This window comes from Xanthomonas hydrangeae, from assembly GCF_032697525.1.
Lineage (GTDB): Bacteria > Pseudomonadota > Gammaproteobacteria > Xanthomonadales > Xanthomonadaceae > Xanthomonas > Xanthomonas hydrangeae.
On record NZ_CP103836.1, the window covers coordinates 1,220,361 to 1,240,888 of the forward strand.

The following is a 20,528-nucleotide window of genomic DNA, read 5'->3' on the forward strand; positions in this document are numbered from 1 at the left end:
CGCGGCTTCGCCCGCACCCGCATCCGCCCTGCGGGGGCACCTTCTCCCGATGGGAGAAGGGTGAGCAACATCCGCTGTTCTTTGCCAGCTCGCTGGCTAGATCGTCGCATCACCGTTTGCAGTCACTCCCCCGCCGCGCATCTGCGCGCCACATCCAGGAATCGCACTATATGGCCACCCATACTCACACCCAAATCCGCCGCGACCCGCGCCTGCGCTCCGTGCAGGTGCTGCGCTGCGAATCGATCACCCCGCAGATGCGCCGCATCGTGTTTGGCGGCAACGAACTGGCCGGCTTTCAAAGCGACGCACCGGACGATCACGTCAAGCTGTTCTTTCCCAATACCGATGGCGCCTTCGTGCTGCCGACGATGACGCCGGAAGGCCCGCGCTATGACGAAGGCGCCCTGCCCTCGCCCGGTCGTGATTACACGCCGCGCGCATTCGACCCGCAAAGCGGCGAGCTGAGCATCGATTTCGTGCTGCACGGCGACGGCGTGGCCACCAGCTGGGCAGCGCGCGCACAGCCCGGCGACACGCTGAAGATCGGCGGCCCGCGCGGCTCGTTTCTGGTGGCCGACGACTACGATCACTACGTGCTGATCGGCGACGAAACCGCACTTCCGGCGATCGGCCGCTGGCTGGAAGCCATGCCTGCCGACATGCACGCCGAGGTCTTTATCGAAATCGCCGATGCCGCAGAACGCCAGGAGTTGCTCAGCGCCGCCGACGTGGACGTGTACTGGCTGGAACGCAACGGCTTCGATGCGGCCAGCAGCACCTTGCTGGAAGACAGCCTGCGCGATTACGAGCCGCACGACGGCGACACGTTCTACTGGATCGGCACCGAATCCATGCGCGCGCGTGCGATGCGCAAGTTTCTCGAAGAACACCATGGCGTGGACAAGGACTCGGTGCGCGCCAAGGGATATTGGAAAGCGAATCCGGCTGCGGAATGAGCCCCGGCCTGCCGAGTTCAGCGATCGAACTAGACGCAGGCCTTCAATGGCTTTGGAAACACGTCATCTCGCCAGGCACGACCAACGGCGGATACGCGCCGTCAGACAGACGTAATCGGTATCGAAATGGGAAATTCCCACTCAAAAAGTACGGCTCAAGTCGCGGCATCCATTGTCCTCTCACGCCCCTTCCAGAACGATCAAGTCAGGCCCCGAAACCACCATCGATCGTATGCATCGCGCCGGTGACGAAACTGGCTTCCGGCCCTGCCAGCCAGGCCACCATGCCGGCCACCTCGTCAGCACGGCCGTGACGTTTGATGGTCATGAAGCTGTGCATCAGGTCCTTCATCGGCCCGCTCTCCGGATTGGCGTCGGTATCGATGGGGCCCGGCTGCACGATGTTGATGGTGATGCCACGCGGGCCGAAGTCGCGCGCCAGCCCGCGTGCCATCCCCTGCAATGCGGATTTGCTCAGCGCATAGGAGGCCATGCCGGGCAGCGGCATGCGATCGCCGTTGACCGAACCGATCACGATGATCCGCCCGCCCTGCGGCATCTGCCGTGCCGCCTCGACCGCGGCGTGATACGGCGCGTGCACATTGATGCGGAACAGGCGATCGATCGCGTCCGGGTCCTGCTCCAGCGCATCGCCAAAGATGGCGATACCGGAATTCACCACCAGCACGTCCAGTGGACCGCTCTCGCGGACCCGGGCGATCACTGCATCGCGATCGGCACTGTCGGTCAAAAACGCCGTGCTGCCGGTTTCGCTGGCCAGGCGCTGCGCCGCGTCGGGCGAGCCGGCGTAGGTAAACGCGACCTGCGCGCCATCTGCCGCAAAGCGCCGCACGATGGCCGCACCAATTCCTCGGCTACCGCCGAGCACCAACACCGACACGTTCTTGAACACTGACATGGCTCATCCCTTCTCAATAATGTAGTGGATGATACATAATCAATCCTGGTCGCTGTCAAGGATTTTGTAACGATGACTACAAATACGTCCCGCGCCCGTGGTCGGCCGCGCGGGTTCGACCCGGAGGCGGCAGTCGTCGATGCACAACAGCTCTTCCACGCGCGGGGCTACGACGCGGTCAGCGTTGCCGACCTGACCAAGGCGCTGGGGATCAACCCGCCCAGCTTCTATGCGGCCTTTGGCAGCAAGGCCGGCCTGTACGCACGCGTGCTGGATCGATACGCCGACACCGGCGCGATCCCGCTGCAGCAGATCCTGGGTGCCGAGCGGCCATTGGCTGAGTCGCTTGCGCAGGTGCTGGAGCAGGCCGCTCGCAACTACGCAGCCGACGCCGCTGCGCCGGGCTGTCTGGTGATCGAGGGCACACGCTGCAACGACCCGGACGCGCGCGAAGCGGCCAGCGGGTTTCATGTGGCTGCACAAGCGGTGATCCGCCACCGCATCGCCGCGCAATACCCGCAGGAAGCGGACCGACTGACGGATTTCGTCGCCACAACCATGGCCGGGCTCTCGGCCAGCGCCCGCCACGGGCACAGCCTGGAGCGTCTGTTATCCACTGCACAGCTGGCGGGCAAGGCGCTGACGCAAGCGCTTGCCGAGTGAATCGTTGACCGGCGCATAGACCTCTCGCCGCTTGCGTCACGCGCGTACGTTTTGGAGTTGACCGTTACCTGCACGCAACTACACGCGCCCAAACAAAAGCCCGCCAATCGGCGGGCTTCTGCGTTCAATGCATCAGTGCGATCGCGCGCACCGATGCATCACCTGCGCAGCGAATTACTTCGCGGCAGCAGCGTCACCGGCCTTGGCCTGCAGCGCTTCGGTGGTGATGCGGATCTTCACTTCGTCGCTGACGTTCGGGGCGTACTGGCCCACGCCGAAGTCGGTGCGCTTGATGGTGGTGGTGGCGTCGAAACCGGCCGCCGGCACCTTCTTCATCGGGTGCTCGCCGGCACCGTTGAGGGTGACGTCCAGCACGACCGGCTTGGTCTGATCCTTGATGGTCAGATCGCCGGTGACGGTCAGCTTGTTGGGGCCGGCCGCTTCGACCTTGGTGCTCTTGAAGGTGGCGGTCGGGAACTTGGCCGCGTCGAAGAAGTCACCGCTCTTGAGGTGTTCGTCGAACTTGGCGGTGAAGCTGTTCAAGCCGGACAGCGGCAGGGTGACCTGCACGGTGGACTTGGTCACGTCGGCCGCGTCGTACACCAGGGTGCCGTCGACATTGCCGAAATGCGCGGTGGGGTTGGAGAAGCCGAAGTGGCTCCACTGCGCCAGCACGTCGGTGTGGCTCGGGTCCAGGGTGTAGGTGCCCGAGGCCACCGTCACGGCCGGCGCGGTCGAGGCGGCCGTCTCGGCGGCAGCGGGTGCCGGGGTAGCAGCGGCATCGGCCGGTGCGGTGGCGGCCGGGGTTTCGGCGGCCGGCGCGGCGGCGTTGTCGGCCGGCTTGGAGCAGGCGGCGATGGCCAGGGTCAGGGCGAGCGGCAACAGCAGTTTGTGGGTGGTCTTCATTGAAACTCCATGTGATGAGAGACGCGTTGGATCAACGCGGATGGGACAGAACGCAGACGGACGAGGACTGCAGGAAAGCGGGGCTTACGCTTATTCGATGCGTGCGGCTTCGTCAAAACTCAGGCGCGGCAGCCGCGGGTACAACGCGGCCGGGTCACCGTAGCCGAGATTGATTAGGAAATTGGATTTGATCGGCGTGCCGGCAAAGAACGCCGCATCCACCTTGGCATTGTCGAAGCCGGACATCGGGCCGGCATCCAGGCCCAGCGCACGTGCGGCCAGGATCAGATAGGCACCCTGCAGCGAGCTGTTACGGAACGCACCGGAGACGCGCATATCGCGCGAACCTTCGAACCAGCTCTTGGCATCGGCATGCGGGAACAGGTAGGGCAGCTTTTCGTGGAATTGCTCGTCATAACCGACGATCACCGTGACCGGCGCGCCCAGCGTCTTGGCGGCATTGGCGTCGGACAGCGCCGGCTTGAGCTTCTGCTTGCCTTCCGGGCTGGTCACGAACACGAAGCGCGCCGGCGAGCCGTTGGCGGCAGTCGGGCCCCACTTCACCAGGTCGTAAAGCTGGCGCAGCTGGTCTTCGCTGACGGGCGTGTCGAGAAAGGCGTTTTGCGTGCGGGCTGTACGGAACAGCTGATCCAGCACGGCAGCGTCGAGCAGGTCGGACATGGAGACTCCGGAAGGCAAAGGAATGGGCGACAGTAGAGTGCGGCACCGGCCCAGGTGTGAAGACCCGCAGTGTAGAGTGACGCGATTGCTGCAACACACGCTCAATCTGAAACAAATCTATGTCGGATTCGAAACGATGGCGCTGACCTGGGCGGTCAGCGATGGCCGCGCCGGCAACGCACGCCAGGCCGAGGCGCTGGCGCGTGCGCTGCAGCCAGAGCCGGTCACCGCGCTGCATCTGCAGGCCCGCGCGCCCTGGCGCTGGGTTGCGCCGCGCCTGCTACCAGGCGCCCGGGCCGCATTCGGACCCGGATTCGCCCGGCAATTGCAGCAGCCACCGGCGCTGGCCATCGGCTGCGGACGCCAGGCCGCGCTGGCCACCCGGCTGTTGCACGCGCGCGGTAGCCGGGTGGTGCAAGTCCTGGACCCGCGCCTGGACCGGCGCCATTGGGATCTGCTGATCGTGCCCGAGCACGATGCGCTGCGTGGCGCGAACGTGATCACCCTGCTCGGCAGCCTGCACCCGGTGGACGATGCCTGGCTGGCCGCCGGCCGCGCCGCGTTCCCCACGCTCGGCACCCTGCCCGGCCCGCGCGTGGCGCTGCTGATCGGCGGCCCCACCGCACACGTGCCGTGGACGACCGCGGCCTTGGCGGCGCTGTGCGCGCAGTTACACGAGCAGCTGCACGCGGTCGGCGGCAGCCTGCTGGCGACCACGTCGCGACGCACTCCGCCGGAGGCAATGGCGACGCTGCGCACGCTGTGCGCAGATCTGCCAGGCCTGCTGTGGTGCGACACGCGCGATGGGCCAAATCCATACGCCGGCCTGCTGGGCTGGGCCGATGCGATCGTGGCCAGCGCCGACTCGGTCAACCTGCTGTCCGAAGCGTGCGCCACGCGCGTACCGGTGGCCGCAGCATTTGCCGATCAGGCACAAGGGCGGGTTGAGACATATGTTCGGGCACTGCAAGCGCACGGCCGTCTATGCGAGGCAAGCGCTGTGTTCGCAGCGCAGCCGCACCTTGAACCATTGCGCGAAACCCAGCGCATTGCCACCCTAATACGTGAGCGCCTGCACGTATGATGGCGCGGCCGTGAGTGACACGGGGCAGACACAAGGACGATGCACCCGCATGCAAATGGAAGACAAACAACGCACCTGGCCTGCAACAACGCTGTTGCTCCTGTGCCTGAGTGCCGCACTGCCCGCCGTTGCCGCGCCGGTGTGCACGCCGCATTACCCGACACCGGCCACGCTGGCGGCGATGTTCGACATGGCCAGGTCCACCCAGCAAGCGCTGGATGCAGTGGAAGGCGCGCAAGTGTTGCTGCTGGCACGTGGCGGCCAGGATCTGAGCCGCTACGGGTTGAAACACAGCCACCTGGCCTTCGCGCTGCGCGAGGACGACGGCACCTGGCGGGTAAAGCACCTGCTCAATCACTGCAAGTCGGACAGCTCCGAGCTGTATCGCGAAGGCCTGAGCAACTTCATCGGCGAAAGCGCACTCAACGCGGATCTGCGCGTCGGCGTGCTGGCGCCTGCATTGCAGCAGCAGCTACACACGCTGTTGCAGGATCCGGCCCCGCTGGCGCACACGCTGCACGAAGCGCGCTACAGCATGATTGCCTATCCGTTTTCCACCGAGTATCAGAACTCCAATCAATGGGTGCTCGAAGTGCTGGCAGCGGCGCTGGCGGCGACCGATGCACCTTCTGCAACACCGGCACCGGTGCAGGATCGGCGCAGCGCGCAAGTCTGGCTCAAGCGCAACGGCTACCAGCCCACGCGTCTGCATCTCGATCTGAGCAAGCGCATCGGCGCACGCTTCTTCGTCGCCAATGCCGCCGTCACCGACCATCCTGCCAGCGAGCGCATCTCCGGCAATTATTCGGTGATCACGGTCGAGTCGGTGTTCGATTTCCTGCAGCAACGCCAGGTGCTGCAGCAGGATCATTCCATTCCACACAGCGTCAGCACGCACGGAGCGTCTCCATGAACATCCCTCTTCGATCTGCCGGCCTTGGCCTGCTGTTGGCCATCGTCTTTGGCCAACCAATGCAGGCCCACGCAGGCTTGACCACGATCACGCGCGGCGATGCCTCGATGATGTCGGCGATCCTGGTGGTGTCTGCACCGGTGTTCGTGTCGATCGCTGTCGGCCACAGTGTGGGCAGGGGCTCGGAAGCGCTCGGCGATGCATCGAACAAAGCCTCCGCCGGGCCATTGCCGCCGATGCGGGTGAAATCGGTCGAGAAAACCACCGATGGCGGCTGCGAAGTGCAGTTGCAGGATCCAGCGCAAGCGGAGAACACCGCCCTGCTGCGCTGGCCGGCACGCCAGGACGACCCGACTGCCGGCTTCCACGTTGGCGACACGGTGACCTTTCAACCGAGCCCGGCCGGCGCAGGCTGGACCGTGCAGTCGCCACAGGGCCAGGCGTTGGCATTCGTGCCCACTGCCGAAGCCGCTGCGCAAAACAGCAGCAAGACCTGGTGATGCTGGAACGCTGCCTACAAAAGCTCTCGGCTGCGATGGGGCGTCGCTGACGCCTCACGTCTCCGGACACGGTGTTACGCGCGGTGCGCGCGCGTATATCGGCCACTGTCTGCCGAACAGCCGCGCCATGGTACTGGTGCAGGCACTGGTGGCCCCGCGCAGCGCACTGGCCCGCATGCGCCAACGCGCGGATAATTCGCGCTGATCGCTCACTGCCGCACCGCCATGTCCACCACCTCACCCACGCTGTTCGCTCCGCTCACCGCACGTGCCTTGACGTGGGCGGTGCTGGCCATGGGCGCGGTGGTGCTGCTGTCCAATATTCTGGTGCAGTACCCGATCAACGATTGGCTGACCTGGGGCGCGTTTTCGTATCCGCTGGCATTTCTGGTGAGCAACCTGATCAATCGCCGCTTCGGCCCACGCGCAGCGCGCAAGGTGGCCTGGTGCGGCTTTGCGCTCGCAGTAGTGTTGTCGATCTGGCTGGCGACGCCGCGGATCGCAATCGCGTCATGTAGCGCGTTTATCGCTGCGCAGTTGCTGGATATCAGCGTGTTCGATCGTCTGCGCAATGGCAATTGGTGGCGCGCGCCGATCGTGGCCACCACCTGCAGCGCCACGCTGGATACGGCGATTTTCTGGAGCATCGCCTTTGCCGGCGTCGGCCTGCCGTGGATCAGCTGGGCGGCCGGCGATCTGGCGGTGAAGTTGGGCATGGGCGTGTTTCTGCTCGGCCCGTTCCGCGCACTGCTGTGGCGGAGTGCTCCGCGACCGAGTGCCTGAGCGTCTCGCCTTGCGCACGGGCTTTGCAGGCCAACACGCGCGCAGCCGATGCAGGCAATTGCAACGCAGCAGCGCATCCGCCATCCCGAAATGCATGCTGCGTCGCATCGCAACGTGTGACGCTGATTGATCGACGCTACAGCGATGCCACATCCTTGCCGGCCGGAAACTCCAAGCCCTGCGTGCGTGCGTTGTTGAAGATACTGCGCCGCGCCTCCTGCATGACAGGCGTCGGCGCGATCAAACGTGGCCGACGGTCCAACGTGCAACTCAGGCCCGCCTCCACCAACGTGGCGTGGGCGTGATGCAGCGGCGCTGCACTCTCGGCCGGTAGCCACTGCACCTGCACCAGCGCGTCGATCAATGCGGGCGTGGCGCAGGCCAGCAACACCGCGGGATGCTCTGCGGCCTGGCCGAGCACGCCGGCCTGCAACACGAATTCCAGATCGACCAACCCGCCTGCGCCTTGCTTGAGATCCAGTCGCCCGGCATCGCTGCGATCCAGTTCACTGCGCATGCGCGCACGCATCTTGCGTACATCCTCGTGCAGCAGTGCGGGGTCGCGCACGCGTGTCAGCGTCTGGCGACGCACCTGCGCGAACGCTTCGCAAAGCGCGGCATCGCCGGCCACCGCACGTGCGCGCACCAGCGCCTGATGCTCCCAGGTCCAGGCACGATCGCGCTGGTACTCGCGATAGCTGGCGAGCGAGGACACCAACGCGCCCTTGCCGCCGTCCGGGCGCAGCCGCACATCGATGTCGTAGAGACGGCCGGCGCCGGTTTCGGCGCCCAGCAGTGTCATCACCTTCTGCGCAAGCCGCGCAAACCAGCGCCCGGCTTCCAGCGCTCGCTTGCCATCGGAGGCTTCCACCTCGCGTGGGTGGTCGTAGAGAAACACCAGATCCAGATCCGAGCCGAAGCCCAGCTCCAGGCCGCCCAGACTGCCATAGCCGATGATGGCGAACGCACCGCCCGGCACCTGCCCATGCGCGGCGACCAATTCACGGCGCGCCAGTTGCAACACCGTCTGCACCACGGCCTCGGCAAGCCAGGCCAGTTGCTGGGTACTGTCCACGGGGTGTTGGCGACCATCGAGCGTGGCCAGTGCAATGCGGAAGCTCAACGCAAGCCGGCGTTCGTTGAGTTCGCGCAAGGCCGCTTCGGTATCGTCGATCTGCAAGGTGTCGACGCATGCGGCATGCAATGCGGCGCGGTCGGGCAACGGACCGCTGATGCGGGTATCGAGCAGTTCGTCCAGCAACAACGGATGCGCCGCCAGGCGCTCGGCCAGCAAGGCGCTGCGCGAGAGCACATCGACCAGGCGTGCGAGCGCGCTGGGTTGTTCGTCCAGCAGCGCCAGATAGCTGGTGCGGCGCAAGGTGGCCTGCAACAGGCCGAGCATGCGGCGCACGGCGGCATCGGGCTGGCTGGCGCGGGTGGCCGCATGCAGCAGCGCCGGCATCACGCGGTCGAGCCGCGCGCCGGCAGTATCGGAGAGCGCACGCACGCCGGAGGACTGCGCAAAATCGGCCAGCACCTGATGCGCGCCGGCTGGATCGTGCAAGCCGATGCCGGCCAACGGCGCGGCATCGCCTTCCGGTAACGCGCGCCAATAATCGGCAAGCGCATCGGGCGCGGTGGCATGGACGCGTGGTGCCAGTAGCTCGGCAAATTCGGCGGCAACGCGCGCGCGTTGCGGGGCCAGTGCCTGTAGCAATGCCGACCAATCCGCATAGCCCAGGCCCAACGCAATGCGTTCGCGATCCAGCGCGGCCTGCGGCAAGGCGTGCGTCTGTGCATCGCGCAGCATCTGCAGACGATTTTCGAGCCGGCGCAGGAAGCGGTACGCCTCGATCAAGGCATCGCCATTGTCGGCATCCATCTGACCTGCGGCGACCAGTGCCCGCAATGCAGGCAGCAGGCGGCGCTCACGCAGGGTCGGTTCGCGCCCGCCGCGAATCAGCTGCAGCGATTGCGCCAGGAACTCGATCTCGCGGATACCGCCCGGCCCGCGCTTGATGTCGTCCAGTCGATCGTGCCGCGCCACTTCGGCGGTGATGGCCGCCTTCATGTCACGCAAGCCATCCAGTGCAGTGAAGTCCAGATAGCGCCGGTAGACGAACGGCCGCAGCGTTTTCAGCCAGGCTTCGCCGGCGGCGATATTGCCGGCCACCGCACGCGCCTTGAGCCAGGCATAACGTTCCCAATCGCGGCCTTCGCGCTGAAAATAGTGGTCCATGCCGGTGAACGACAACGCCACCCGCCCGGCCGTGCCAAACGGGCGCAGACGCAGATCCACGCGATGGCTGAAACCATCGGCAGTGGTTTCGTCGAGCAGCTTGGCCAGCTGCTGGCCCAGACGTGCAAAATATTCCTCGGCGGCCAGCGGGCGCGCGCCATCGGATTGGCCGCCCTGCGGATATGCATAGACCAGGTCCACATCCGAGGAAAAATTCAGCTCGCTACCACCGAGCTTGCCGAGCCCGAACACCACCAGCCGCTGCACGCTGCCGTCTTCGGCAAGCACCTGGCCGTGGCGGTCGCGGAATTGCTGCTCCAATGCCTGCAGCCCGCATTGCAGGCAGGTTTCGGCCAGGCGGGTTGCGCCGGCCAGGGTGTCGTCCACGCTGTCCAGCTCAAGCACATCGCGCCACACCAGCCGTGTGGATTCCGCGCTGCGGTAGCGCCGCAACTGCGCCGGCCAGGCCTGGGGCTGTGCGGGATCGAGCAGCGGCAGTGGCAACGGTGGCGGATCGGGCTGCGCCAGGTGCTGCAGCAACGCCGGCTGGCGCGCCAGCGTATCGAGTGCAAACTCGCTGGCAAGCGCGACTTTTTCGAGCCGCTGGTCGACGTCATCGCCCGGCCAGGACTGGTCGGCAGGCAGAGCATGACGGACGCGCGCTACGGCCCGCTCGATCAGAGCGGTGAGCGCAGGAGACACGGAGACGATGGGCGGCGACATGCATGGATTCTGGCATCCCTGCGCAATGGCGGCACGTGTCTGCGATTGATCCGGCTGTGTTTAGAGCGGCCAACACAACTACAACACATGTGCTCTGTGGCTTCCGTGCAGGGCCCTTGCCCGCCCACCATCGCGGGACACGCCGCAAGTACGTCCCTGTAGGCTCTTACGCGGCATCCATGCCGCGTAAGGTCCCGCGACGGTGAGCGAGCAAGGACCAGTCGAGATGGTCGGTGTGCATGGTTGCAAGCAGTGCGTGATGAGCTTATTCGGATAAGGGCGCGTCCGATCAGCATCTCAAAGCAGGCGGAGCAGTGGGCAGGCTTTCAGCAAAGCAACCGACTCACTCTCTGGTGCGGTGTCCTCGCCGCTTGCGGGACCATGTGGCGGCATGGATGCCGCCACTGAGCCTCCACGGACGGATTCACGGCGTGTCCCGCGAGCGGCGAGGACATCGCGCCCTCGACCAACGCGGCTTTGAAACATCCAGACGACGCTGAAGCTCAAGCTCTCGGTCGTCTTGAGAGGAGTTTGAACGATGTGGATGCGTCAAGTGCAGAGCGGTTGATCTGCGGCTTGGCTGCAGGGCCCTTGCCCGCCCACCATCGCGGGACACGCCGCAAGTACGTCCCTGTAGGCTCTTACGCGGCATCCATGCCGCGTAAGGTCCCGCGACGGTGGGCTGGCAAGGACCAGTCGAGATGGTCGGTGTGCAACGCCGCACCACCTACTGCGCGCGCCAGCCAATCACTACACACGCCACGCAGCCCAGCAGCAACGCCAGCCATGCGCTCCAGCGCGGCGCGTACGCCAGGCCCAGCGCCGCCCACAGCGCGCCCACGCTGAGAAACCCCAACCACAACGTCGTTCCCACCGTGCCGCCCCAACCGAGTACGCACAGCACAAGCGCAGCAAACAACAGACAGGTAGCGATCGAGCGCAGCAACCATCGCTGCGTGATTGGTGCGGTGCTGAGACCGGTCAGCTGCTCGTAGTGGCGATGCATCGCCACGGCCAACGCCAGCATCCCGGCATGGCACAGCGCCGTGCCCAGCAGCGCAGTCATCAGCCCACCCATGGCGTGCTCCGCAGTAGCCAGTTTGCGCCAGCCAGCACTCCCAGGCACATGCCCAGCCACAACCACATGCGCAACGCATTGCGCGCGCGAAACATCCATAACACCACGACGGTGTAGATGACGAAGCTGAGTAACGTCGTGCTCAGTACCGCCACCGCAGGAAAGACGCCGGCGAACCGGGTCAGCAGCTGCGCCAGCACGCTGCAGCCGAGGGAGGTGAGTGCATAGCCACCGACACTGGCGGCCAGCACGCGACCGGCGACCGACCAGCGATCACGCGTCACCGATGCAGTGCTGGAAGCACGATTCACAACGCGTCCATCGCGGCAGTGGCGCCCCGTTTGGCACGCACCGGCGCTGGCCGCATGGCACTGCGATGCGCGCGATACGCCGCGTACGCAAATGCCACAGCAAAGAAGAGCGAGACCAGCTCGACCCCGGCGCGCTGCAGATCGCCGGCAGCCAGATACACGCCAACGTCTTGCCCGGTCGTCAGCGCATTGAGCAGCGGCAACCCAACACACAGCAGCGCGGTGACCGCCAATTGCTCCACCCATGCCCGTGCAGGCGGGCGCAGCAGCGCATGCAGCAGCGTGGCCATCCACACCCACAGGAATGCATGGATTTCGATCTGCACGCGCTCGGCATTCGCAGCAGGTACCAAGCGGTTGGCATAGAAATACGCAATGCTCGCCAATGCGGTTCCCGCAAGCGCGGCGACATTGAGTGCTCCCACCACGCGATAGATGCCGGCAGTGGCCGCACCGAACTCCTGCTCGCTGCGCCGACGCCGCTTGATCGAAAACAGCAGCGTGCCGGTTCCCATCATCAAGGTGCCGGCCAGGCCGCAGAGGAAATACAGCCACTTGCTGGTCCAGCCGCCGAAACCGGCCACGTGCAAGGTCTTGATGACCTCTTGCACATCCTGCGCGCGCACGTCGGTACGTGAGGCGTCTGCATGCTGCTCCAGCACCGCGCCGCTGTTCGCATCGAACACCACGCTATTGGCTGGATTGAGCAGACGCCGCGAGCTGCCGGTGTCGGCCACGGGCGCAATCACGCGCAGCTTGCTGCCGGGTTGATCGGGGCGCTCGATCACCAGCGTTTGCGCAGGCGCGCCGTTGAGTACCGCAGCGCGCTGCACCAACTCCGGCAGATAGGCACGCACGCTGTTCGGCGCAGTGTCGTCTGCACCTGCAACAGCCAACGCCGGCGACAGATCATCGGCATACCGCGTGTACGCGTTCTCATCGCTGCCATATACCGCCTGCAAGGGCGCGGGCATGTAGCTGGTGTAGAAATACGCCAGCCCGGTGTAGACGATCATCAGCAGAAACGGCAGCGTCAGCACCGCGGTGGCGTTGTGCGCGTCCAGCCACGAGCGCTGGCCCTTGCCCGGACGGAAGGTGAAAAAATCCAGGAAGATCCGCTTGTGCACGATCACCCCGGACACCAGCGCGATCAGCCCGCACATCGATACCCAGCCCACCAGCCAATAGCCGGGAATGCCGCCGTGCAAGGTGTAGTGGAAGCTCATGAAATGCCGTCCGCCTTCGGTCTGCCGGCCCCACGGCGACGGCAAGACTTCGCCGCTACCGGGATCCAGTGAAGCCTGGCCCTGGCCATCCGGCGTACGCCAGAACAGCGTCAGCGCCTCACCTGGATGCGCAGGCAAGGTGATCCGCCACAGGCGTGCCTGCGGCGCTAGCTGACGCAGCTGTGCCAATGCACGCGGCACCAGCGCTTGTTCCGGCAACGCCGCATGCGTGCTCGCACTTGGCAAGGCAGGTGCGGCCTGCATCCAGCGGGTGATCGGGTCGCGAAACACGCTGAGCGTGCCGGTCAAGAAGATCGCGCACAACAACCAGCCGCAGGTGAGGCCGCACCAGGTGTGCAGCCACGCCATGCTTTGGCGAAACCCCTCCTTCATGCGGCCATCGCCATGCACCATCTCGCTGCCGATGCCTGCATTACAGCGCGCCGCGCAGGGTCACCATCACATTGCGTGGTTCGCCGTAATAGCGGCCGTTAACGAAGCTGGACAGCGTGTTGTAGTACTGCTTGTCGAACACGTTGTTGAGGTTGACCGCCAGCGACCACTGCCGGTTGACCTGATAGCGCGCCAATGCATTCCACACCGCACGTCCTTCGATCGGCGCGATTGCGGTGCCGATCTGCCGATACGCCGCGCTCTGTGCACTGACACCGCCCCCAACAGTTACATCCTGCAGCACGCCCGGTAACCGATACGTCGTCCACACACGCAGCAAATGCTTGGGCGTATAGCTGTTGAAGGCCTGTCCCTGGCTGGTGACATCCTGCAGATACGTCGTACGGTTGAAGGTGTAACCGGCAAACACGTTCCAGTCGCGTAGCACTTCACCGCTCACTTCGGCGTCGAAGCCGCGGCTGCGCACCTTGCCGCTGTCGATGTAGCAGAAGTCGTTGTTGCGGCAGGTGGGGCTGGTGGTCAAGTCGGCCTGCGCACGGTTCTTCTGCTCGATCTGGAACAGCGCAAAGGCGGTGTTGATGCGCCCATCCAGCCACTCGCCCTTGATGCCCAGCTCGTAGTTGGCACCGGTCATCGGCTTGAGCATGTCGCCGGCTTCGGTCTGCGCGTTCTGCGGCTGAAAGATGTCCGCATAACTGGCATAGGCCGACCAGTTCGGGCTCAACGCATACACCAGGCCGGCATATGGCGTGACCTGCCCGGTCTCGCGGGTGTGCTCGATCGATTGCGACGGCGACAGCCCGGTGGTGGTGGTATTCCACTGGGTGTCGTGCCAGCTCACACGGGTGCCGACGATGGCTCTGAGCGGGTCGCTAAGCTGCCAGCGCAACGCGCCGTACAGGCCGAATTCGCGCGAGGTGCCGTGCCGGGCCTCACGTGCATTGGCGAAGATTTCTTCGTCGCTGATCGCCCGCACATTGCGCTGCAGATCGAACACGTTGAAGGTCTGGAAGTTGTTCTTGGTGCCGTAGACGGTGTCGACCGTGTTCTCGGCGAAATTGCTGCCCAGTACCAGCTCATGCCGGCGGCCCAGCGCGTTGAAATGCCCGATCACATTGGCATCGAAGCCGAACGCATCCGTATCGGAGATGGTGCGTGCCGCCAACAAGGCGCCGATGCCGTTGACCGGATTGATCGCGCGGCTGGAGCTGGCGTATTTCAGATCGTGCAGCTCGCGCACCTGCACCGCACTGAGCTTGAACACCCAATCGTCATTGAAGCGATGATCCAGATCCAGATACAGCCCGCGATTGGACGAGGACTGCCGGTTCCACTGCGCGCCCAGATTGGTCTCGCGCGGCAGGCCGATATCGCGGCCATCGGTGAAGCTGGGCAAGCCGCCGAAGAACGGCCGGCCTTCGACCTGTTCGTAGCTCACGCCCAGGCTGAGCTGGGTCTGCGGCGAGAACGCGTAATCTAGCGTGCCGTAGTAGGTGGGCGTGCGGCGCGTGACGCCATCCACGAACGAGCCCTGGTCCTGATAGTCGATCACTCCGCGCGCGCGCAACGCGCCATCGGCAGTGAGGTTGGCGCTGCCATCGATCAGCGCGCCGTAGCGATCCCACGTGCCACCCTGCACCATCACGCTCACGCCCGGCACATCCAGCGGGCGCTTGCGCACCAGGTTCACCGCACCACCGGGATTGCCCGCGCCCTGCAGCAGGCCGGCCGCACCGCGCAGCACTTCGGCGCGATCATAGATGCCCATGTTGGCGCTGTAATTGCTGGCCCGGCCGTACATGCCGCGATTGAGCGGCACGCCGTCGTACTGCACCGTGGTGATGTCGAACCCGCGCGAATAGATGTACTTGCCGCCCTGCGGGCTCTGCACGATGGTGATGCCGGTGGTGCTGGCCAGCGCGTCGTAGACCGAGGTGATGTTCTGCTCGTCCATCAACTGGCGGGTGACCACGCTGATCGACTGCGGGATGTCCTTGAGCGATTGCTCGCCGCGGCCGATGCTCACCGCACGCGCGGTATAGCTGCCGGTGCCGCTGGTGGCCGCACTGCGGTTGGCCTGCGCGGTCACCTTGACGGTCGGCAGCAGCCACGCATCCACCTCGCTCCTGGTCGCGCTCACCCGTGGCGCGGCGCGCAATACATAGCCGCCGGTCTCCAACGGCACTGCCTGCAAGCCGCTCCCGGCCAACAACGCCGCCAGCGCCGCCGGAGCGGTGTAGCTGCCATCCAGCCCGGCGGTGGTCTTGCCGTCGGTCTGCGCGGCGGTGAAGCTCAGCAACAGGTTGTCCGAACCGGCCAGGTTGCGCAGCGCCGGTGCCAGCGGGCCGGCGGGGATGCGATAGCTCTGCCGCGCGTCCTGCGTGGCAGTTGCGTTCTGGGCCTTTGCATCCTGCATGCCCGCGCACAACGCCAGACTGCACAGCGCGAGCGCGATAGCCGTGCTGATGGGCCGCTGTATTGCCTGCACCGAGGCGATGCGCTGAAACGAAGAAGAAAAACGTTGGCCGCGGCGGGCAGTGATCGACATGCTGTTTCCACAAGATGTTGGTGTCGCACTGACACCGTCATTGTGGAGGTGCCGCAACTGCGGCGATCGGGCAGACCGGCAGCAAACTTTTTTCGTCGACGTGCCGCTTGGCAGCGCCTCAGCCCTGCCCGGCCGCCTGCACCGTCACCCAATACCGGCTGCGCCGGCTCACCCGTACCGGCAGCACGCTGGGCAACATCGCCAGGATGCGCTCGGTGTCGTCCAGCGGAAAGACGCCGGAGACGCGCAGCGCGCCCACCTGCGGGTCGCAGCGCAGCAGCCCGGGACGATACCGGCCCAGTTCGGCGATGAAGGCATCCAGCCGCAATTCGTCGGCGATCAACTGGCCGCGTACCCAGGCCGCCGCCTGCGCATCGACTGGAGCGATGGTGCCGAGCGCCTCGGCGGTAAAACGACACTGCTCTCCCGCATGTACGCGCCCGATGGTCTGCCCGACCGCAAGCGGGCGCACCTCCACCGCGCTTTCCAGCACGCTCACCTGCGTATCGCCCTCGTCCTGACGCACGCAAAAGCGCGTGCCCAGCGCACGGATATCGCCCTGCGCAGTGCGCACCACGAACGGCCGCGCATCGTGGCCGGCGCCCAGCGCATGCGCGGTCGTCACCAGGATTTCGCCGGCCAGCAACTGCAGCAGCCGTTGGTGCGCATCGAAACGCACGTCGATAGCGCTGCGCGTGTTGAGCGTGATGCGGCTGCCGTCTTGCAGCTGCAATTGGCGACGCTCACCGGTGGCGGTGGCGTAATCGGCGGTGACGCGCTGCCAGGATTCGGTGCGCGAGACCAGCACGCCGGTGGCACCGGCCACCCCGCCCCACAGCAACAGATTCAATGCCTTGCGCCGCCCCGGCGATGCCTGGCCGTTGTTGCCGGCATACGGCGACAGACTCCGATACGCCGCCTGCGGCGTCAGCGTCTTCAACCGCCCGGTCACCGATTCGATATGCGCCCACGCGCGCGCATGATCCGGATGCGCATCGCGCCACTGCTGCCATTGCTGCAGCTGCGCCTGGCTGGCGCTGCCGGACATCAGCAGCGTCAGCCACTCGGCTGCCTTATCGGCGACCTGCGCACTGATTGGCTGCCCGCCGGCCAGCAGTGGCCGCTGGGCTCCAAGGGACTGCGTGCTGCGGGACGCGGCATCACCCATCTGCGCGAGTCACGCCGAGAGCGCGAACAGGCAATGCCGGTTGGCACGCGTGAGGTATTGCTTGACCGAGCTGCTGGACACCCCCAGCCGCTGCGCGATCTGCGCGTAGCTCAGCTCCTGCAGATGGGCCAGCAAAAAGGCCTCTCTCACCTTGGGCGGCAGGCCGTCCAGCGCCTGGTCCAGCTGCTGCACCGCTTCCAGCGCCAGCAGTTGCAGCTCCGGCGACGGCGCCACTTCTTCCGGCAGCGCCGCCAGCATTTCCAGGTAACTGGTTTCCAGCAGCTTGCGGCGCTGCCGGTGCGCCATCAACCGGCGCGCGATGGTGGCCAGGAACGGCCTTGGCTCGCGGATCTCGGCGGCCGCACCGGCATTGATCACGCTGATGAAGGTGTCCTGCGCCAGGTCGGCGGCCACGAATGCATCGCCCAGCTTGCGCCGCAGCCAGCCCTGCAGCCAGCCATGGTGGTCGGTGTACAGGCGCTCCACCTGTTGATGAAGCGCGCCTTGCGTGACCGACACGGTGACCTCCTGAACGGCTGAGCCCGGACCGCGAGGCGTCCGGCGATAAATGAGAATTGATCTCATTCTATCGGATGCCAGCGGCGCGTGCAGCCGCGCGCTCTGGGGCCGGCCTGTCTCGCTGGCTTCCGGTTGCGGGTCGATGCTGCCCCATTACGAAGCCCATTGGGAGGCATAGCTGGCCTGCCAGCCGGCTGACTTCAGGCGTTTTTCCCGCCGAGCGCAGTTGGCGGCGACTTGACTCGCCAAACCTCAGGCAATAAAAAAGCCCGCTTGCAGCGAACTGCCAGCGGGCTTTGCTCCCTCCCCCACGTCGGGATGCAGGATCATAGTGCGCGCCCCGAACGCCACTTGCACGCTGCACTGCAAAACAATACTTGGCAGTACAGAACTGGCGCTTTTCCTTCACACCGTCTTGCCGCGCGAAGACCTCAGCGCAGCAGATCGGGCTGGGCCTGATACCACTGCGGTGCGTGCAGCAGATGCCATTCCGGCGTGTCGCCGCGCAAGCCAATCGCTGCGCTCAACATCCCCCAGCGTGCAAGCAGGCTGCCGCTGCGTTGGGTGCCCTGCAAACGCAGCCGTGCATCCACCTGAAAGCGTTCGTTGCGTGCCTGCAGCCGATCGACGATGACAGTCTCGTCCTGCCAATGCACGCGACCGGTCACTTGCGCCTGCCCCGCATCCACCAGCCGCAGCATCCAGTTCGGAATCGAGCGATCACGCGCGTACAGCGACAGCAGGAATGCCAGATCGCGCACCTGGATGCGCACGCGCCCATCCACACCAATCGGCTTGCGCCATTGCATGTGCGTGTCTTCCAGCACGATGCGCGCCCACCAGCCATCGCGACGTTGTCCATCCGGGCCGGTGAATCCGATATTGCGCAATTGGATGGTGCTGGCATCGAGGCGGAAATTTTCTGCACGCAGATCGCCGCGCTGCAGACGCAGATCCGCATCCACATCGCCACGCAGTGCGAGGCCGGCAAACTGCAGCCGCGCCGCACGCGCACCGATACGCAGCCCGCCCTTGCCGATACGCCCACCGGGTTCGATCTGCAGATCGCCACTGAGCACACCGTTGCCGCCATCGAAACGCAGTTGTTGCTGTGGCAGATAGCGGTTGTAGGCACGCAGATCCGGCACACGCGCATTGGCGAACACAAGATGCGCGCGTGTGGCATCGCGCAACGTCGCCAGATTGCGTGCATCGGCACGCGTTTGCAGATCCAGACGCAGATCGCGGCCCTGCACGAACGGGCGCGTGGGCGCATCGCTGTGCGCAATCGAGAACTGCTGCATCTGCAATACAAGGGCAGGCAGCAACTGTCCGTTTGCATCGGCGTCCACACGCAGATCGGCACTGGCTTGCCCATCGATCGCATGCCCCATCACGCCGACATGCGCACGCACATGCGGCACCTGCAGACGACTGCCGGCGCCGAGCTGGCCGCGCTCGATCCGCAGATCGGCATCCACCAGTCCGTCGCCCTCCAGCGTCAGCCAGTCCACATCCGGAAACAGCGCCGGAATCCAGCTCAGCGATGCCAGTTGCCAATGCACCCGCGCATGCCCGGAGGTACGCGGCAACAGGCTGCGCATGGATTGCAGCGGCAATTGCCGGCCTTGCACGCGCAGATCCGCATCCAGCGTCAGCCCGGCATCGGCCGGCTCGGGCATGCGCACTTGCAAGCGCATGTCCTGATCGACCTGCAGTTGCGCTGTCAGTTCGCCAAGCAAGGCAGCCGGCGCGCGCGTGCTGTCGTGCAACGGCGCGCGCCATTGCAGCTGGCTGCCGGGCTGCAGCGCGCCATGCGTCCAGCGCAAGTCGCCATCTGCGCGGCCTTTGCCGGCGCGCGTGGCGACCGTGTGGCGGCCCTGCGCATTGCGTGTGACATCCAGTGCGGCAGTGTCGCCATGCACCGCCACCAGCGCGTCGGTGAGTTGCAGCAGCGCAAGCCCACGCGCTTGCTCGGGCGCATGGCGTGCGATGCTGGCTTCGATGCGCAGCTGGCCGTTGCGCAGCACTTCGCCGTTATCCCAGCGCATCCGCGCATTGTCGAAGGTCGCGCGCGAGGGAAAGAGTTCCATCGGACCGCCGCGCAATTGCTTGAACACGCCTAGCTGCAGTTGGCCATCGCCTTCGATGTGCAGCTGGCGCAGCGTCAAGGCCTGCACTTGATCGGCGACGATGCGGTCGAACTGCAGGGTCCAGGCCGGAGTAGTCGGCAGGGTGCCGGCGGGGGGGACGGCGACATGGGCGACCTTGGCGGATTGCGGCGTGCTGGTGCGCGCGCCAGTCATCTGCGTGGGCGGCTGCGTGCCGGCTGAGACCTTTGCGTTGGTCGTTGATGTGGATGTCTTGTCTTGCGCTGGCGTTGGCGTTGGCGTGCCGACTGCGCCAGTCACCGGGGCAGCGGCAACCTGCGTGCTCGGCGCTGTCGCCAGCGCTTGCGTCGCTGCAGCACCGGTCGTCGGCGTAGCGGCCTGCATCCCACCGCGCACGCCGGATGCATGCAACTCCGGCACCAGCAACTGCCGATGCAACAACGGCAACAACCGCACCTGCCCGCTCATGCGCTGCGCGCTGACGTTCCAGCTGTTACGCGTGGAGCGGCCTTGCAGGTCCACATTCCACAGCACCAGACGCCCCGGCCACCAGGTCACTGCAGGGCCCCAGTGCATGCTGAATTTGTCCGGCTTGCGGTTGAGCGCTGCCGGCCCAAGCGGTGTGTTGAGCAACAGATTGCCGAGCAGCAGATAGCTTGCATACAGCGCAACCAGCGCCAGCACAGGCCAACGCACCGCGCGGGACAACCCACGCCAGCGGGCGCGAACAGGCATCGTCATGACGGCAGGGTCCTGAAGGCCGCGCACGCGGCGTGGCGCAGT

At 65.7% G+C, this 20,528-nt stretch carries 16 protein-coding genes and 2 pseudogenes; 6 read left to right on the forward strand and 12 right to left on the reverse strand.

The window, feature by feature from the left end:
• Positions 1 to 170: 170 nt before the first annotated feature.
• Entirely contained in the window at positions 171 to 959 is a 789-nt protein-coding gene (locus NYR97_RS04920) for a siderophore-interacting protein (protein ID WP_316696931.1), read from the forward strand.
• Between the two features lie 205 nt (positions 960 to 1,164).
• On the opposite strand, the gene bdcA is transcribed toward NYR97_RS04920, so the two are convergent.
• Positions 1,165 to 1,878: an SDR family oxidoreductase gene (gene bdcA / locus NYR97_RS04925; protein WP_316696933.1), complete on the reverse strand. Its 714-nt coding sequence runs from the start codon at positions 1,876 to 1,878 to the stop codon at positions 1,165 to 1,167.
• 72 nt (positions 1,879 to 1,950) lie between these two features.
• Here bdcA and NYR97_RS04930 point away from each other — a divergent pair, with 72 nt between their 5' ends.
• Positions 1,951 to 2,541: a TetR/AcrR family transcriptional regulator gene (locus NYR97_RS04930; protein WP_316696934.1), complete on the forward strand. Its 591-nt coding sequence runs from the start codon at positions 1,951 to 1,953 to the stop codon at positions 2,539 to 2,541.
• Between the two features lie 174 nt (positions 2,542 to 2,715).
• Here NYR97_RS04930 and NYR97_RS04935 read toward each other — a convergent pair whose 3' ends face one another.
• Positions 2,716 to 3,447, reverse strand: coding sequence for a YceI family protein (locus NYR97_RS04935; RefSeq protein WP_316696935.1), 732 nt, complete (start codon positions 3,445 to 3,447; stop codon positions 2,716 to 2,718).
• Between the two features lie 90 nt (positions 3,448 to 3,537).
• The gene (locus tag NYR97_RS04940; RefSeq protein ID WP_006450265.1) at positions 3,538 to 4,128 is read right to left on the reverse strand and encodes a malonic semialdehyde reductase; all 591 of its coding nucleotides are present in this window, start codon (positions 4,126 to 4,128) and stop codon (positions 3,538 to 3,540) included.
• A gap of 136 nt (positions 4,129 to 4,264) precedes the next feature.
• On the opposite strand from NYR97_RS04940, the gene NYR97_RS04945 reads away from it, so the two are divergent.
• The 4 genes from NYR97_RS04945 to NYR97_RS04960 all read left to right on the forward strand — a co-directional run bounded on the left by NYR97_RS04945 (position 4,265) and on the right by NYR97_RS04960 (position 7,408).
• Positions 4,265 to 5,212 (forward strand): mitochondrial fission ELM1 family protein, encoded by a 948-nt coding sequence (locus NYR97_RS04945; protein WP_316698038.1) that lies wholly within the window; start codon positions 4,265 to 4,267, stop codon positions 5,210 to 5,212.
• Between the two features lie 55 nt (positions 5,213 to 5,267).
• The gene (locus tag NYR97_RS04950; protein ID WP_425613064.1) at positions 5,268 to 6,125 is read left to right on the forward strand and encodes a DUF2145 domain-containing protein; all 858 of its coding nucleotides are present in this window, start codon (positions 5,268 to 5,270) and stop codon (positions 6,123 to 6,125) included.
• Complete coding sequence (locus tag NYR97_RS04955) at positions 6,122 to 6,625, forward strand: hypothetical protein (RefSeq protein WP_316696937.1); 504 nt, start codon at positions 6,122 to 6,124, stop codon at positions 6,623 to 6,625. Before NYR97_RS04950 ends, NYR97_RS04955 begins: the two co-directional genes overlap by 4 nt.
• Before the next feature lie 225 nt (positions 6,626 to 6,850).
• Positions 6,851 to 7,408, forward strand: coding sequence for a VUT family protein (locus NYR97_RS04960; protein WP_316696938.1), 558 nt, complete (start codon positions 6,851 to 6,853; stop codon positions 7,406 to 7,408).
• A 136-nt stretch (positions 7,409 to 7,544) separates the two neighbouring features.
• Here NYR97_RS04960 and glnE read toward each other — a convergent pair whose 3' ends face one another.
• From glnE to NYR97_RS22390, 9 genes and pseudogenes are all read right to left on the reverse strand, one after another.
• Positions 7,545 to 10,370 carry a bifunctional [glutamate--ammonia ligase]-adenylyl-L-tyrosine phosphorylase/[glutamate--ammonia-ligase] adenylyltransferase gene (gene glnE / locus NYR97_RS04965; RefSeq protein ID WP_316696939.1) on the reverse strand — a complete coding sequence of 942 codons (2,826 nt, stop codon included), beginning with the start codon at positions 10,368 to 10,370 and terminating at the stop codon, positions 7,545 to 7,547.
• A gap of 727 nt (positions 10,371 to 11,097) precedes the next feature.
• Positions 11,098 to 11,448: a DUF3325 domain-containing protein gene (locus tag NYR97_RS04970; RefSeq protein WP_316696940.1), complete on the reverse strand. Its 351-nt coding sequence runs from the start codon at positions 11,446 to 11,448 to the stop codon at positions 11,098 to 11,100.
• On the reverse strand, positions 11,436 to 11,759 hold the full coding sequence (locus NYR97_RS04975) for a hypothetical protein (RefSeq protein WP_316696941.1): 324 nt from the start codon (positions 11,757 to 11,759) through the stop codon (positions 11,436 to 11,438). The genes NYR97_RS04970 and NYR97_RS04975 overlap by 13 nt, the downstream gene beginning before the upstream one ends.
• Positions 11,756 to 13,378 (reverse strand): PepSY-associated TM helix domain-containing protein, encoded by a 1,623-nt coding sequence (locus NYR97_RS04980; RefSeq protein ID WP_316696942.1) that lies wholly within the window; start codon positions 13,376 to 13,378, stop codon positions 11,756 to 11,758. Before NYR97_RS04980 ends, NYR97_RS04975 begins: the two co-directional genes overlap by 4 nt.
• A gap of 40 nt (positions 13,379 to 13,418) precedes the next feature.
• Positions 13,419 to 15,947, reverse strand: coding sequence for a TonB-dependent siderophore receptor (locus tag NYR97_RS04985; RefSeq protein ID WP_316696943.1), 2,529 nt, complete (start codon positions 15,945 to 15,947; stop codon positions 13,419 to 13,421).
• 118 nt (positions 15,948 to 16,065) lie between these two features.
• On the reverse strand, positions 16,066 to 17,115 hold the full coding sequence (locus NYR97_RS04990) for a FecR domain-containing protein (RefSeq protein WP_316696944.1): 1,050 nt from the start codon (positions 17,113 to 17,115) through the stop codon (positions 16,066 to 16,068).
• A 9-nt stretch (positions 17,116 to 17,124) separates the two neighbouring features.
• Entirely contained in the window at positions 17,125 to 17,634 is a 510-nt protein-coding gene (locus tag NYR97_RS04995) for a sigma-70 family RNA polymerase sigma factor (RefSeq protein ID WP_316696945.1), read from the reverse strand.
• Between the two features lie 431 nt (positions 17,635 to 18,065).
• Positions 18,066 to 19,919, reverse strand: a pseudogene (locus NYR97_RS05000) (hypothetical protein); the annotation flags it as partial.
• Between the two features lie 89 nt (positions 19,920 to 20,008).
• Positions 20,009 to 20,486: pseudogene (locus NYR97_RS22390) on the reverse strand (hypothetical protein); the annotation flags it as partial.
• Positions 20,487 to 20,528: the final 42 nt, after the last annotated feature.

Excerpts from the sequence above, each read along its gene's own strand:
- NYR97_RS04920 (WP_316696931.1), top strand. The coding sequence starts at position 171 with ATGGCCACCCATACTCACACCCAAATCCGCCGCGACCCGCGCCTGCGC.
- bdcA (WP_316696933.1), bottom strand. The coding sequence starts at position 1,878 with ATGTCAGTGTTCAAGAACGTGTCGGTGTTGGTGCTCGGCGGTAGCCGA.
- NYR97_RS04930 (WP_316696934.1), top strand. The coding sequence starts at position 1,951 with ATGACTACAAATACGTCCCGCGCCCGTGGTCGGCCGCGCGGGTTCGAC.
- NYR97_RS04935 (WP_316696935.1), bottom strand. The coding sequence starts at position 3,447 with ATGAAGACCACCCACAAACTGCTGTTGCCGCTCGCCCTGACCCTGGCC.
- NYR97_RS04940 (WP_006450265.1), bottom strand. The coding sequence starts at position 4,128 with ATGTCCGACCTGCTCGACGCTGCCGTGCTGGATCAGCTGTTCCGTACA.
- NYR97_RS04945 (WP_316698038.1), top strand. The coding sequence starts at position 4,265 with ATGGCGCTGACCTGGGCGGTCAGCGATGGCCGCGCCGGCAACGCACGC.
- NYR97_RS04950 (WP_425613064.1), top strand. The coding sequence starts at position 5,268 with ATGGAAGACAAACAACGCACCTGGCCTGCAACAACGCTGTTGCTCCTG.
- NYR97_RS04955 (WP_316696937.1), top strand. The coding sequence starts at position 6,122 with ATGAACATCCCTCTTCGATCTGCCGGCCTTGGCCTGCTGTTGGCCATC.
- NYR97_RS04960 (WP_316696938.1), top strand. The coding sequence starts at position 6,851 with ATGTCCACCACCTCACCCACGCTGTTCGCTCCGCTCACCGCACGTGCC.
- glnE (WP_316696939.1), bottom strand. The coding sequence starts at position 10,370 with ATGTCGCCGCCCATCGTCTCCGTGTCTCCTGCGCTCACCGCTCTGATC.
- NYR97_RS04970 (WP_316696940.1), bottom strand. The coding sequence starts at position 11,448 with ATGGGTGGGCTGATGACTGCGCTGCTGGGCACGGCGCTGTGCCATGCC.
- NYR97_RS04980 (WP_316696942.1), bottom strand. The coding sequence starts at position 13,378 with ATGAAGGAGGGGTTTCGCCAAAGCATGGCGTGGCTGCACACCTGGTGC.
- NYR97_RS04985 (WP_316696943.1), bottom strand. The coding sequence starts at position 15,947 with ATGTCGATCACTGCCCGCCGCGGCCAACGTTTTTCTTCTTCGTTTCAG.
- NYR97_RS04990 (WP_316696944.1), bottom strand. The coding sequence starts at position 17,115 with ATGGGTGATGCCGCGTCCCGCAGCACGCAGTCCCTTGGAGCCCAGCGG.